Source organism: Scytonema hankhaensis NUACC26, assembly GCF_045865695.1.
GTDB lineage: Bacteria > Cyanobacteriota > Cyanobacteriia > Cyanobacteriales > Nostocaceae > Scytonema.
Genome location: NZ_BAACAP010000151.1, coordinates 1 through 14,770 on the forward strand (window position 1 = coordinate 1; position 14,770 = coordinate 14,770).

Annotated in this window: 9 protein-coding genes; 5 read left to right on the forward strand and 4 right to left on the reverse strand. The window is 41.0% G+C overall.

Going from position 1 to position 14,770, the window contains the following annotated elements:
- Window positions 1-173 precede the first annotated feature (173 nt).
- Window positions 174-1,298 (reverse strand): scytonemin biosynthesis PEP-CTERM protein ScyF, encoded by a 1,125-nt coding sequence (scyF, locus tag ACKTT2_RS10815; RefSeq protein WP_407886551.1) that lies wholly within the window; start codon window positions 1,296-1,298, stop codon window positions 174-176.
- Between the two features lie 352 nt (window positions 1,299-1,650).
- Here scyF and ACKTT2_RS10820 point away from each other — a divergent pair, with 352 nt between their 5' ends.
- From ACKTT2_RS10820 to ACKTT2_RS10835, 4 genes are all read left to right on the forward strand, one after another.
- Window positions 1,651-2,016, forward strand: a complete 366-nt coding sequence (locus ACKTT2_RS10820; protein ID WP_407886553.1) for a winged helix-turn-helix transcriptional regulator — start codon at window positions 1,651-1,653, stop codon at window positions 2,014-2,016.
- A 1,010-nt stretch (window positions 2,017-3,026) separates the two neighbouring features.
- Complete coding sequence (locus ACKTT2_RS10825; RefSeq protein WP_407886555.1) at window positions 3,027-6,062, forward strand: peptidase domain-containing ABC transporter; 3,036 nt, start codon at window positions 3,027-3,029, stop codon at window positions 6,060-6,062.
- A gap of 74 nt (window positions 6,063-6,136) precedes the next feature.
- Window positions 6,137-7,726 (forward strand): beta-barrel domain-containing protein, encoded by a 1,590-nt coding sequence (locus tag ACKTT2_RS10830; RefSeq protein WP_407886557.1) that lies wholly within the window; start codon window positions 6,137-6,139, stop codon window positions 7,724-7,726.
- A gap of 345 nt (window positions 7,727-8,071) precedes the next feature.
- The gene (locus ACKTT2_RS10835; RefSeq protein WP_407886559.1) at window positions 8,072-9,253 is read left to right on the forward strand and encodes a DNA cytosine methyltransferase; all 1,182 of its coding nucleotides are present in this window, start codon (window positions 8,072-8,074) and stop codon (window positions 9,251-9,253) included.
- 426 nt (window positions 9,254-9,679) lie between these two features.
- Here ACKTT2_RS10835 and ACKTT2_RS10840 read toward each other — a convergent pair whose 3' ends face one another.
- Window positions 9,680-10,396 (reverse strand): class I SAM-dependent methyltransferase, encoded by a 717-nt coding sequence (locus tag ACKTT2_RS10840; protein ID WP_407886561.1) that lies wholly within the window; start codon window positions 10,394-10,396, stop codon window positions 9,680-9,682.
- Between the two features lie 252 nt (window positions 10,397-10,648).
- Entirely contained in the window at window positions 10,649-11,356 is a 708-nt protein-coding gene (locus ACKTT2_RS10845) for a pentapeptide repeat-containing protein (RefSeq protein ID WP_407886563.1), read from the reverse strand.
- Between the two features lie 182 nt (window positions 11,357-11,538).
- On the opposite strand from ACKTT2_RS10845, the gene ACKTT2_RS10850 reads away from it, so the two are divergent.
- Window positions 11,539-12,036 (forward strand): DUF427 domain-containing protein, encoded by a 498-nt coding sequence (locus ACKTT2_RS10850; RefSeq protein ID WP_407886565.1) that lies wholly within the window; start codon window positions 11,539-11,541, stop codon window positions 12,034-12,036.
- A 6-nt stretch (window positions 12,037-12,042) separates the two neighbouring features.
- On the opposite strand, the gene ACKTT2_RS10855 is transcribed toward ACKTT2_RS10850, so the two are convergent.
- Window positions 12,043-14,412, reverse strand: coding sequence for a GAF domain-containing protein (locus tag ACKTT2_RS10855; RefSeq protein WP_407886567.1), 2,370 nt, complete (start codon window positions 14,410-14,412; stop codon window positions 12,043-12,045).
- Window positions 14,413-14,770: the final 358 nt, after the last annotated feature.

The following is a 14,770-nucleotide window of genomic DNA, read 5'->3' on the forward strand; positions in this document are numbered from 1 at the left end:
TCGCCAGTCGCCTAGGTCGGGAAACCCTCCTGCAGCGCTGGCTCACCGTGCGGGGGTTTCCCCCCAACCCCAGAGGGGACCCCAAAGCCCCCCGTTGAGGCGACTGCGGGGCGTCCCGCCCGCTACTCATACAAAACGGGCGAGGACGCCCGTTCCACAAGAATAAAGAATACTCAATTTTGTAAAATATCAGTAGAACAGTTTAACTGGCTGTCAACCTTCTTTAAGCGATCGCATTTTCGTTTCAATGTTATAGTACCCGCCCCAATTCCTAGTACAGCTAGACCTAATAATGACGCTGGTTCAGGTGCTTTAGCGACTTTTAACACCTGAACGCGACTGTTGAAGAAATCACTGACGTACAGCTTTCCATCATCAAAATGAGCACCAACTGCCCAATTAAACTTACCTGGTTCGGGTAAAGGCTGTCCTGGTAAAAGAGGTTCTGGATTTGCATTCTCAACTGGTTCGCCAAATTCATAAAGATAATTCCCGTTTTTATCAAACACCTGGATGCGACTATTAACAGCATCACCCACATAGATATTTTCTTCATCGTCCACTTCAATAGCGACTGGTGAATTAAACTGTCCTGGTGCATTACCTAATTCGCCAAAGGCTAAAATAGGCTCTCCTTGAGAATTAAGTACTTGAATCCGGTTATTTAAAAAGTCAGTCACGTAAATATTTCCGGTTTTTTCAGATATGGATAACCCAGAGGGTCCAAGGAATTGTCCGGCCGCAGTGCCAGAACTTCCAATTGTTTTGATAACATTACCGTCTCTATCAAAGACCTGAATAATGTCAGCAGTGTAATCATTAACGTATAAATTCCCTACGGCATCGAAAGCCATACCACCAGGTCCAAAAAATGGTCTGTCTGTCTTAGGACCAAATTTGCCAAAGGACTTTAGATAGTTACCATTAGCATCAAAGACATCAATTTCACTATTGTAGACATCTCCAACATAAAGATTTCCTGTTAGCTTGTCGAACACCAAATCTGCTGTCTCGTTAAACTGTCCGGGTCCACTGCCAAGACTACCAATGGTTTTGACAAAATTTCTATCTCGATCGAAAACAGAAACACGATTATTTGCAGAATCGCTGATGAAGATATTTCTTGTTTCATCCTGTACGTCTATACCTTGTGGGAGAAAAAGTTTTCCTGGTTCGTTACCAGGGCTGCCAATACTACTTTCGTAAGTTAATGTTGAAGACTTAGCTTGAGTTGTTGCTGCTAGAAGCATTAAAACCGCACCGAGCGCAACAACTGACATCTTCATAACTAATTTCATGATGTTCTGCTCCTATTGAGGTATAATTCAGCAAGATCGTTAGAAAATTGTGCTTGCAAATCCATAACAACAAGACTCCTTGCAGCCTTCAACTGTGGAGTTTTATTGAACTCAATTATTATCAAGCAATAGCGAATACTTGATGTGAGAATTGTTAAGTTTTAAAAGCAGGGAAGTAAATAACTCTCTATTAGTTACTATAAATAACTAGTTTAAAATGTAAAGTAGGTACTTTGAAGTAACCACGGTACTTTGAAGAAACCAACCTGTAGTGCCGTTATATTCCTGAACGTATACCCAATCTGCATTTGCTGTTTATTGCCAGCACTCTCTTCTTAATTTTGAATTCCTTATGCCCAATCAATCTAAAGAAACTGCAAGTTGCCCAATAAGTACTCTGTTCAATACCCTAAGTGGACCCTGGACGTTTTATATCCTCTGGATTCTTCGCAATAACGGACCTACTCGCTTTGGTGCTTTAAAACGTCAGATAGAAAATATCTCGTCAAAAGTCCTCACTGAAAGACTGCGGATGCTTGAGGAAGCAGAAATCATTTACCGCACTTATGAACCAACGATTCCGCCTCAAGTCACCTATGGTTTAACTGAACGCGCCCAAGACCTCATTGTTGTCCTAGATGGGCTTGCTGCCATTGCCCATAAGTGGTACATAAAAGAGAGATCGGAGGTTGCTTCGCCTGTGATGAAAAATGAGTAGAGATAAGCTGTTGCGCCTAGAAAAGTGCATAAAAACTAAAGAAATTCCTCTCTCTCAATCAATTAGATTGAAAATGCGAGAGAGGCTTTTGTGTACTTTAAAAGCACAAACTGATATACATTAGGCAATATTAAGTTTAGCAGCACTTAAGTTGTAGGCTAATCAGTAACCCTACTGATTTTTTATAATTTTAAAAGAAATAGAATATTGAAAGTATTAAAAAAATATAAATAAAACTTTTTAATATTTTTATGCGTTCGCTATTTACAGATTTTACTGAATTCTGATTATCTTAAATTAATTTTATATATTGCAGATCTAAATCATTCGTGAAAAGTTAGCTCCCCGACTTCTTAAAGCAGTCCGGGAGCTGGACGCCTCGAATTTTCACAAATCAGATAGGATTGCTATATTTACCAAGGTTACAAATTTAGTGCTTTTACGTATTGAAGTGCAAACTAGTTTGGCTCTAAACTTAAGTTGTAAGCAAATTTACTCACTATATCAGTAATTTTGCTGTTATAATTAGTTTTCTACTAATTTCCTTATCAAAATATAAAGAAAAGTTAAAAAATATACTATTTTTTGATTTCTTGAATAGTATGAATTGTCGTTTTCCTTTTTTTCCTGCCAACACTTATATGCTGATTTTTTTACAAAAAGCCGACTTGTCCTACTAAATTCTTTGTACAAGCTTTACAAACTCTGAAAGCTTTAACTACAGAATATTATGGCTAGTACCAAATTATCATGATTTTCTTTTATTAAAAAAGTATTAAGGATCTCAGTGTTGTGTTTCAGATGCCGTAATTGACTACAATGTTTATGGATAAGAATCAGTATAACAAGTAAGTTTATACGATTCTTGTATATTTTAAGACTTAAGAAGCTTTTTGGTAATATTCAACTAAAAAGTGTTTGTCAAGAGGGGATGGCGACATAACGAAAGAAAATTCATAGTTAACAAAAAGAAAATCAAATACATAACCTTAACTGACACTCTATTAGGTATGACTTATATAAAGAACACTGCATTTCTAGAATTTCTTTCAAAAATAGAAGGGTTTGACCAATTACCACAAGAGGTCATAACTGCGATCGCACAAAAAGTCCAAGCTTTACGCTATCGTATAGGACAGAAAATCGTAGGGAAAGAAAAAATACCCGATCGCATTGCCATTCTTTACGAGGGAAAAGCACGGTTGTTGGCATACGACCCCCGCACGCAAATGCCTAATACCTTGAAATTGCTAGAACCAGGAACAATTCTAGGAGAAATCGGTTTGTTCCGTAATGTCGCCTGTGAAACAGCGATCGCATCTAATGAGGTTATTTGCTTAACAATAGAAGTAGCAGAGTATCTAAAATTATTTGCTAATTATCCAGCTTTTGCCCAGAATCGCCAACAAAAAGCTCATCTCATTGAGATATTTGATGTTATCGGTGCTCAACCGGAAGTCCAAGCCTATGGTGGGCTGAGTCTCAAAGAACTCGCACTGAACGCTTACAGTCGTGCAAAAGTAGATTATCTCCCACCAGGAAGAAATTCATTGAGTCGGTTAGAAAACGAAAAAATTTGGTTCGTTAGTGGCGGTGGAGTTCTCAAAGACTTTACACCAACAAACCGACTCGAACCCAGCAATGGGGATAGATTAGAAGTGCAGGGAAACAATTCCGTGCGATTGATTGGTTTGCAAGCAGACGATTTATTCTTCTTATATGAAGCACCAACAGAACTAACAGAACCAGTAGAACCAACAGTACAGGCTCAACCAATCTCCAGCCAATCGGTGGATACTGAGTTAGATATTCCCTATGCGGCTGACGAAGATTTACCCTCACCACAACCCCCAGCCTCACAAACCTCATCAAAAAGTCACAGAAAATATCCATTTTACGGTGGAAAAGGACAATTAAATTCTGCCATTGCCTGTTTCCAAATGGTATCGAAACACTTGGAAATGCCATTTCGTAAAGAAGTGGTTCGCCGGGTTCTTTCCGACCAAATGAAACGAGGGGGGCTAATTTCATTTCAACTCTGTGCTTACCTCTCAGAACTGATTGGATTGAGGGCGCAACTCGTTGATGTTCCCATAGCTTCAGTTACGCGCATTCCAACACCAGCAATGATTCGCTATGAAGACAGCTATGCTATTTTGTATGAAATTAGCGATCGCATAGCAGTTCTAGGTGTCCCCTCCAAAGGAATTGTACGCCTCAAACCAGCCGAACTCATAGAGCGATTAGAAACCGAGGAAAGCAGTTACCCGCCACAAGTGAGAGTCTTGTTACTCTCGCGCACCACCGCCACACCTCAACAACGGTTTGGCATCAGTTGGTTTACCCCCTACCTGACACGCTACCGCCGAGTCCTCATAGAAGTTTTCCTAGCGTCCTTTTTCGTACAATTAGCAGCGCTAGCAAACCCATTAGTCATTCAGTTAATTATCGATAAAGTCATAGCCCAGAATAGCATGAGTACCTTACACGTTTTAGGTGCTTTGCTGTTAGTCGTCGGTTTATTTGAAGCCGTGCTAGGAACGCTACGAACTTACCTGTTTGTCGATACAACCAACCGTATTGACATGGGTTTAGGCTCAGAAATTATCGACCATCTGCTGCGTTTACCCTTGCGGTATTTTGAACGCCGACCCGTTGGGGAACTTTCCACCCGCATTAACGAGTTAGAAAATATTCGACAATTCCTGACAGGGACAGCATTAACAGTGGGGTTAGATGCTTTGTTCTCAGTGGTTTATGTCGTTGTCATGTTGTTCTACAGTTGGCAACTCACACTGGTTGGTTTGGGAACAATCCCCGTGTTTGTTGTCATTACATTAATAGCATCACCCACAGTCAGCAAACAACTCCGTACCAAAGCCGAACGAAATTCTGATACGCAATCCTACTTAGTAGAGGTGATGTCAGGAATTCAAACGGTGAAAGCGCAAAATATTGAGTTACGCGCTCGTTTTTCCTGGCAAGATAGGTATGCGCGATACGTAGCAGCCGGATTTAAAACCGTCGTCACCTCCACCTTAGCAAGTTCTACAAGTAACTTCCTCAACAAACTCAGTAGCTTACTGGTGTTGTGGGTGGGGTCTTATTTAGTCCTGAAAGGAGAATTAACCCTAGGGGAATTAATTGCCTTCCGAATTATCTCAGGTTACGTAACCAGCCCCATATTGCGTTTGGCACAACTGTGGCAAAACTTCCAAGAAACAGCTTTGTCACTCGAACGGTTGAGCGATATCGTAGACACACCACAAGAAGCAGAACAAGATCGCGACAACATACCCCTACCTCAGATAGTAGGGTCAGTCAAATACGACAATGTGTCCTTCCGGTTTGCAAGCAACGGTCCGCTACAACTCAGCAATGTCAATATCGATATTCCAGTCGGGAAATTTGTTGGAATTGTGGGACAAAGCGGTTCGGGAAAAAGTACGATGATGAAGTTACTTCTGCGACTTTACGAACCCGAAGCAGGCAGAATTTTAGTTGATGGCTACGATATTTCCAAGGTGGAATTATACTCCTTGCGAAGACAAGTAGGTGTTGTGCCGCAAGAAACGCTGTTATTTGATGGTACGGTGCAAGAGAATATTGCTCTAACTAATCCTGAAGCCACAACCGAAGAAATTATTGAAGCAGCAAGAGTTGCAGCCGCCCACGACTTTATTATGAATTTACCCAACGGCTACAACACGCGAGTGGGTGAGAGAGGTGCAGGGTTATCCGGGGGACAGAGACAAAGGATTGCCATTGCACGTTCTGTTTTACAAAGACCAAAATTACTCGTTCTTGACGAAGCCACAAGTGCGCTAGATTACCCCACAGAACGCCAAGTCTGTCTCAATCTAGCAGAAGAATTTGCCGGAAGCACTGTGTTCTTTATTACACACCGTTTGAACACAGTGAGAAATGCAGACATTATCATTGTAATGGATAGCGCCAAGGTCATCGAAATGGGTACCCATGACGAGCTAATGGCTGCACGAGGTCATTATTTCTACCTTTACAATCAGCAAGACGTGAAACTTTAACAGTGACCAGTGACCAGTGACCAACAACTAACCACTAACCACTAACCACTAACCACTAACCACTAACAAATACTATGAAACTCAATGACAATCATCTCAACGGCTATAGTCGTGACAGTCACTTAAAAAATGGGACTAATCCTCGAAATCGGGTGACAACGGCTGACCGCAAAACACCAAGAGTATCTGAAACGGATACTAAAAGATACATTACTGAAGAATTTGACCAATCAGTTGTTTTGCGTCAATCTCCATTTTGGTCGCGTACCATTATGGTAACGTTGATGGCATTGGCGGCTTTTGGAATTGGTTGGGCTTGCGTTGCTAAAATCGAGCAAGTCGTACCGGCAACGGGTCAATTAAAACCAGAAGGGACTGTCAAAGAAATGCAAGCTTCTGTCAGTGGAGTGGTTAAGGCAGTTTATGTGAAAAACGGACAAAAAGTCAATCCTGGGGATTTATTACTGCTGTTTGATTCTGTGACATCCAATGGAGAATTAAATTCATTAAAGAAAATTCGAGCTTCGTTAACTCAAGAAAACCAGATTTACCGTCGCTTGGTAGAAATCGGTTCTGGTATGGCTGCAGAAATGGAATTTTTGAAAGGAAATTTGCCTAAAGAAACTGCGTTTCTCCTGAAAAATCGGGCAAATTTAATTGCAGAAAATGAATTGCTACGACAAGAGTTTAAAAATACGGGTGGCGTTGCAGGGATGACAACAGAAGAACAGCAACGTTTAGATATTGCTAAAAGGGAATTGGAATCTCGTGCGGCTGCGTCATTATTGAAGGTTGAGCAAAGCCGGAGAAAATTAGCTCAAAATCAAGTTCAATTGGCAGATACTAAAGCGAGTTTGGCTATTGAAAAGCAGATTTACAACAGAATGAAGACTTTAGCAGAAGAAGGTGCGATCGCACAGTTACAGTATCTTCAACAAGAAAGAAAAGTCCAAAATACACAAGCACAAATAGCAGAACTAACTCAGGAACAGCAACGACTGCAATATGAAATTGCTCAAGGGCAGCAAGAAACAAAAAATACAGTTGCGGTTTCTAGCAAAACAGTTCTAGAAAAAATAGCCGAAAACCAAAAGCGTATTGCAGAAATTGATAGTCAATTATCAAGAGTCTTGCTAGACAATGAGAAGCAATTGGCAGAAATCAATAGTAAGATTCTCCAAGCTCAGACTAATATCAAATATCAAGAGTTACGTGCGCCCGTGTCGGGAGTTGTTTTTGACTTACAAGCAAAAAATCCTGGATTTGTAGCGAATACGACCCAGAAATTACTCACAATTGTACCAAATGATAGCTTTGTTGCTGAGGCTTTTATTACCAACAAAGATATTGGCTTTGTGAAAGAAGGAATGAAAGTTGATGTGAGACTTGATTCCTTCCCATACAACGAGTTTGGTGACATTAAGGGAGAATTAGTTTGGGTTGGTTCGGATGCTTTGCCGCCCGATGAAACACATCAATACTATCGTTTTCCCATTAAAGTTCGTTTGGCAAAACAAAGTTTAGACGTCAAAGGTAGAACTATTTCCTTGCAATCCGGTATGTCTGTAACTGCCAATATCAAGGTACGTGAAGAACGGACTGTTATGAGTCTGTTGACTGATATGTTCACTAATGAGGTGGAAAGTTTGAAACAGGTTCGTTAAGGGTGTTTCCAAGAAGTCAAGAACTATTGTTAACTGAGCTCCCTGACTTCTTTAAGAAGTTGGGGATTTGACTGAGAATAACAAGTTTTACAATACTGTAGTAGTGGGGCGATGAGTTGTAATTTTAGTACAACAAATAAACCTTTTTAGCAGTTGCACGAGAGTCGCCTTCCGTATAGGTATGGCAATGGAGACAAGATACAGGCAACACTAGCTGAAAAAGATGCTGTGCTTACTTTTCTCCACACTTACCAGCCGATAACCCTCCTTGATATCTCTATCTTGTCCTGTTAACTTCCGTTGAGTGGTAAAATCATCAACGCTTTTAGCAAACATTGAAAAAGGATGCCCGACAAATCCAGTCATTTCAAAGTTCGCTCTTTCACTTGTGTAGACCTTTTCTGTGGTGCAGGGGGATTAACAGAGGGGTTTCATAAAGCAGGTTTTACATCTGCTTTCGCAGTTGATTTTGATGAGCAGGCAGTACAAACTTTTCGCTATAATCACCCAAATACAGTTTGCCTGCATCGTGATGTTCAATCTTTAAGGGGGAAGGAAATTCTCCATGCTGCTGGACTTACTCCTGGAAGTGTTGATGTACTTTATGGTGGACCACCCTGTCAAGGCTACAGCCTTGCTGGTTTGAGAATTGCTGACGATCCAAAAAATCACCTCTTTCTTGATTTTGTACGCTTAACTTCGGAATTAGAGCCTAAGGTAGTACTGTTTGAGAATGTTGAAGGCATCAAGTCTATGCAAGGAGGGAAAGCGATCCGTGCCATTTTTCAAGAGTTTGAACGCATTGGATATTGCTGTGAAGCACGTGTACTAAACGCTGCCGACTATGGTGTGCCACAACACAGACTACGGTTCATTCTACTAGCAGTTCCAAAAGGTTGTACTGCAATATCCTTTCCACAAAAAACTCATCGATCTCCTAACCAGCAGCTTAATCTTTTTGATGAAATTCCCTTGCTTCACGTAACAGCATGGGAAGCGCTTTCTGACCTTCCTTTAATAGGTGCTGGAGAAGGCGCAGAAGAATTAGCACATAGTGGTAACTACTATAATTTATACCAACGTGAACGTCGAGGATGTCGGTCTCCAGGAACGATCTTTAACCATCGTGCCATTAAACATTGTGAACGAGTTCAGACGCGTTATAGCCAAATACCTGAAGGTGGTGATAACCAGCTTTTGCCAGTTGAGTTGCAGACAAAAAAGCGCAATACTTGGAAGCTTCATCGCGAAAAACCTTCGCGAACAGTGACTTGTAATCACCGGACAGATATTCTACACCCTATGCTTCCTAGGGGAACTACTGTGCGTGAGGCTGCACGACTTCAATCGTTTGATGACGATTATTGTTTTTTTGGAAACCTTACTCGTAAAGCCAAGTGGGTCACACAAGACGATCAAGTTGGAAATGCAGTTCCCCCCCTATTAGCTCGTGCGCTTGCACTCCAAATTAAAAGTGTATTGGCAGAAGAAGCAGTCAAAGTTCAAGCCAATTTTGCCAAAAGCTAGAGAAGGTGACACCTTATGCTAAGTAGCCGGAAATATTGCTATAACTGGCTCTTAGCTTTTTTCTAAAAGTGCAGATCTCCACACCACAAGAGAAAGTAGAATATTTTTTTATTTGGAAGTCCCTTTGTAACTTTATTCAAAAGCATTCCATAAGATAAAATACTATGATAGTTTAAATATTTAATCTGTAAATTTTAACTATTATAAACAGAGAACTCGTAGACTCTTTAGTGCAAACAATCCAGTCTCTCTCAAGAGGAACAGATACTTTTAGATGAAAAACTGAAAAAACGCGATCGGTGAGGATGAGATTAAACGCGCTCGCCTCAAGATGTTAACGAACTATATAAAAAGTTAGGGTTGAACGAAAATGATGCCGATAGTGATATTGCCGCCGCTAGTTAGTGCAGTTGCTTCTACGTATTATTAGAAATGCACCTTATATAGGTCAAAGAACTCCCCCTCTAACTGTTTATCAACCTTAGCACCAACAGATGCGATCGCACGTTTCCAATCTGTCAAAGATTCTAGAAAAACCTCTGCACCTAAATATGTTTCTAGAACAGCCCAATCCAATGCCATAGGTTTTTCGGAATTGAGAACATCAAAAACAAAATATCCTCCTCCTTTCAAGACTCTCTTCACTTCTTCCATTACAGCTACCCAGTAATCAAGGGGATAGTAGCAACTCCAACCTGTCGCGATCGCAAGATCGAATTGGGCGTTATCGTATTGTAATTTGAGAGCACTCCCTAAAGCCACACCTTTAAACAGCTTAGAATTGAGTTGAGGACCGCGACTATTCAAAGTATCTCGTGCTACCGTGCTAATTTCTTGACCGGAAAAAAGAGCTTCCCACTCTCGCCAAGGATAAATTAAAAAGCTAACGCCACAACCAATATCCAAACAGCGCTGATTCTTGCGAGGAAGCTGTATTTCCCAAAAAGGAGAAGCAATTTTTGCGTTCAAAATTCCCGTTACCCATTCTTGATAAATTGGCATAGATTTTACTTCTTCGGGAAGTTCTAAAGCTTCATTTTGATACTGTCGATTGAAGCGAGTCGCAACAATTGTTTCGATTTCAGAATAGTCTTGATGCTTTGTCAGGGAAAGCTCAGTAAATTTAGACGGTTTCTTTTCCATAGATTCTAGATTACACGTAGCGATGCTCGATTTTACAGCAATTTTCAGAATAGAGCGCACATCTTGTAGAGCAGGCGTCCTTGTCTGCTTGCTTGTCTAGTACGAGCGTCCTCGCCCGTACCACAAGAGTATATATAATAATACGGCTCGTTTGCTTGAAAACTACTGTAGTCCAAAAGCTAATAAAGCGTAGGCACCCGATCGCTTTACAAATATCATAACCCCTCTGCTTCGGACTTCGACCTTCTTATACTAGTCACTGTTATCGGCATTTAATATGGTTTTATCCACATTAGCCCTCTCTAAATTAGCTCCACTGAGGTTAGCGTCATGAAGGTCTGCCTCGCTTAAAGAAGCATTAGTAAGATTTGCTACAATAAGCTCCGCTCCAGATAAATCCGCCTCATCCAGATCCGCACCACTTAAGTTGGCTTCCTTCAGCGTTGCTTCACTTAAAGAAGCTTGATTTAACTCTGCCACAACTAAGTCAGCTTGGCTGAGGTTGGCGTCATTCAAGATAGCTCCATCTAAAACTGCACCATCCAAAATTGCTTCTCTCAAGTCGGCTCCACTTAAATCTGCATCTGTCAACGAAGCTCGATTCAAGTCCGCATGACTTAGACTAGCTTGACTTAGTATTGCCATGTCTAAGATTGCTCCCTCCAGAATTGCTCCATCTAGAACAGCGGCACTCAAATCTGCTTCAGTAAGGTTACCGTCGCACAAGATAGCGCCATGCAAATAAACGCCTTGCATTTTGGCATGATTTAAGTCAGCTTGCCTTAGATCGGCTCGACTTAAGTCTGTATCGTTGAAGTTAACCCCACTCAAACGAGCTTTTCGCAACTGAATACCTTGTAAACTTTTTCCACTCAAGTCCACTCCACTTAAGTCAACTTCAGAAAAATTGCGTTCTCCAGAAGCATAACGTTCGAGAACTTCATCAGCATTTAGTGGCATACTTTTTGTTAACCTCTATATGAAGCTTGTATAGTAATTACTATCCATCTTGCTCATTAAAACGAATAACCGTGTGAGCTAGAAGGCGTATCTGTGAGAGAGAAAATTTTCCTTTGCTTTCTCTACCGTTAGAATGATACTTGTCTCCTTTCAGCCCAAATCCAAGCATCCACGCATCCAAAATGTTTAGACCTCAACGTATTGAACCTGAACCCGGACAAGAATCAGTATGGGATTATCCGCGTCCACCTCGCCTTGAGGATGTGGACAAACACATCCAGATCGTTTTTAACGATGTCACCATAGTAGATACTCACAGTGCCAAACGTGTTTTAGAAACAAGCCACCCTCCTGTTTATTACATCCCACCTGCTGATATCAAAATGGAATATTTAGTGCCGTTATATCAATCGAGCTTTTGTGAGTGGAAGGGAAATGCTAGTTATTATACAGTGCGTGTGGGTGACAAAGAAGCTCAGAGTGCTGCTTGGTTCTATCCCAACCCTACACCTGCTTTTGCATCAATTAAGGACTATGTAGCTTTTTACGCACACCTTATGGATGCTTGTTACGTTAATGGAGAGAAAGTGCAGCCTCAACCAGGGAATTTTTATGGCGGTTGGATTACGAGTGATATCGTTGGACCGTTTAAAGGTAGCCCTGGTTCTTGGGGATGGTAGTAGGTCTCAACCATTGCCATAGATATTTTTTAAATTATTAACAATAGTTGCTACTTCCATAATCATTTGCTCGGAAGTGTTAAAAGCTTGCGCTTGCTCGTTTGTCGTTTGAGTAATCTCCTCTAAAAGCAAGTCCATTTGAGTATCGATATTTGTAACTTCATCAAATGTTTCTTGAATTACCTCTATCAATTGAGTTCCCACTGTTAGGTGCTCTGCTCCCATTCCAATAGCCTCAAAAGTGTCTTGGATTTCTACCTGAATTTTTGCCATAAGGAATTCAGTTTCTTCTATATTTCCTTTCAACTGCCGCATCGAGTTTAACACTTTATCTGCCAAAGCAATACGCTCTTGCTCGGTGCTATTTCGAGTTGCTTTTAATGCAACATTCATGGCTTGAAGATTCAGTTCGGAAATTATATTACTGACAAGCAGCACAGTTGAGGCGAGGGATTGCGATATATCATCTATAAGTTCAATTTTTTCAGCAGCTTTCACAATAACGTGTTGGATTATAATGGCGCTACTTGTTGCTCGAACGCTACTTTCTCGTCCACTTTGGATAATACCCTCAATTCCCTGTTTAGTGAGTTTCACTTGTTGAACGGTTTCATCAACTGCTCGAACCAAATGAGCCGCAACTTGAATACCATCGCTAGCAGATTGAACGAACTCCATTTGTTTGGATGCTTTATCTGTTATGTTCTGGATTGCTACTTGTCGCTCTCTTAACAATTCTGATACCTGATGCTGAAGCACTTCATTTTGGTGATATTGCTCAATAGAAGTTCCTTTTACTGTTTGGTATGCTTGCTCTATCTGACTAACTAGTCGAGCATGGTCAAGAGCAAACCCCACTTGTGCAGCCACTTGAGCGAATAAATCAATTTCTGCCTGTCGCCAATTACGAGGTGCAGAGCATTGATGGGTAATTAATAAACCAAATAACTTATCATCTTTGAGAATAGGAGCCACTAAATTTGCTTTCACAGCAAATGGTTCTAGTTGACCGATATGACAGGAACTCAAACCCGCTTCATAAATATTATTCGTTGCTTGCACTCGTCCAGATTGATACTGATCTACATAACCCTCAGCAAAACAAGGGTCTTTAATATTAGCTCGCAAAGCTTTTGGAAACCCAGGAAGCACTGATTCTGCCAGGACAGTTCCGTACCAGTTTTCATCAAAACCAAATACAATCACTCGATCTGTTCTGAGTTCCTTACGAGTTTCTTCTACCGTAGCTTTGAGAATATCTTCTTTATGCAGAGATGCCCGAATCCGTCTAGTCATGTCGATAAAGACCTGACGTCGATCTGCTTTTTCATCCACCTGCTCTAACAACCTAGCATGGTCAAGCGCAAATCCAACCTGAGAGGCTAACTGAGTAAATAAATCGATCTCAGGCTGTTGCCACATACGGGGACTAGAACATTGATGGGCAATGAATAATCCGTATAGTTGATTATTTGTAATGATGGGAGCAATTAAATTTGCCTTAACAGCAAATCGTTCTAATAGACCAATGTGACAATCATTTAAACCAGCTTTGTAAATATTATCAATTGCACGAACGCGACCCTGAAGATACTTTTCTACGTAACCAGCAGCGAAACAGGGGTCATGGATTGTTGACCACAAAGTTTTTGGCAAACCAGATGCTACTGATTCTGCAACAAAGGTTCCATTCCAATCTGCATCAAAGCGAAAGACACTCACTCGATCGGTTTTAAAAACTTGGCGAACTTCCTCAACAGCAGTTCTCAGAACATCCTCTTCAGAACGCGCTCCCCAAATGCGGTGGCTAACGCTTATCAGCAATTGTGAGAGTTCGGCTGCGGCTTCCTGTTTCCAAAGTAATTCTGGAAGTTGGTCTTCTATTAATTTTAAATTTGTTTCTAATGCAACGAGTTCATCTTTTCCATCTACGCGATCGCGAGTACTTATCTCTTCTCGACACAAACGATTGACAACAGTCGTAGAGGTTTTCGCTGCGTCGAGAACTTGACGCAAAGCTCGATTTATCAGGAAAGTCGCGATCGCACCTGCTGACAATGCTGTTACCAGAGTGCTAAGCAGTAAGACTTGTCTTTGACGATCCAGTTCAGATTTGGCAACATTTTGAGCTTGTCCTGCTTGGCTGCTTTGCTGCTGAACCAACTGACCGCCTAAATAGGTAGCTGTACCAACTGCTAGTACGGGAAAAACACTTACAGAGAGTGCTAAAGCCACTGCTTTCTGCTTCAAACTCCATTGTTGCCCTTTTTTTTCCAACGGAAGATTTGGGGGCGTACCATTGTTAGTAGAGTTGCCACGAGAACTGTTGGGAGCAGTTTCACTGATACGAGGTTTAGGGGATGGAGTTTGAGTCATGAACAAATCTTCTGGTTATCTCACAGGCTAGCCAAAACAGTAGATGCCCAAGATAAGAAAAGCAAAGTATTGGAGAAATTACTACGTACATAAAACGACTCGCAATACTCTATCATATATTCACAGTATTTAGCGCTCGACCAGGATAAAGTTTTTAACAAAAACACCGTAATTCCCTACCTTAAGAAGATGGGGATCGTAGTATAACTCAAATAAAGGAGTTTTGCACTTGCCTGTGGAATATGGCGCACAAAAGGTGAGGTTATTTCTACCTTCAATGGAAAAGCAGCTTGTTAAGTTTTTGTTGGAGCAAGCCAATAAAAAAGTTTGCTAACATAATGTATAACGACTTAATATT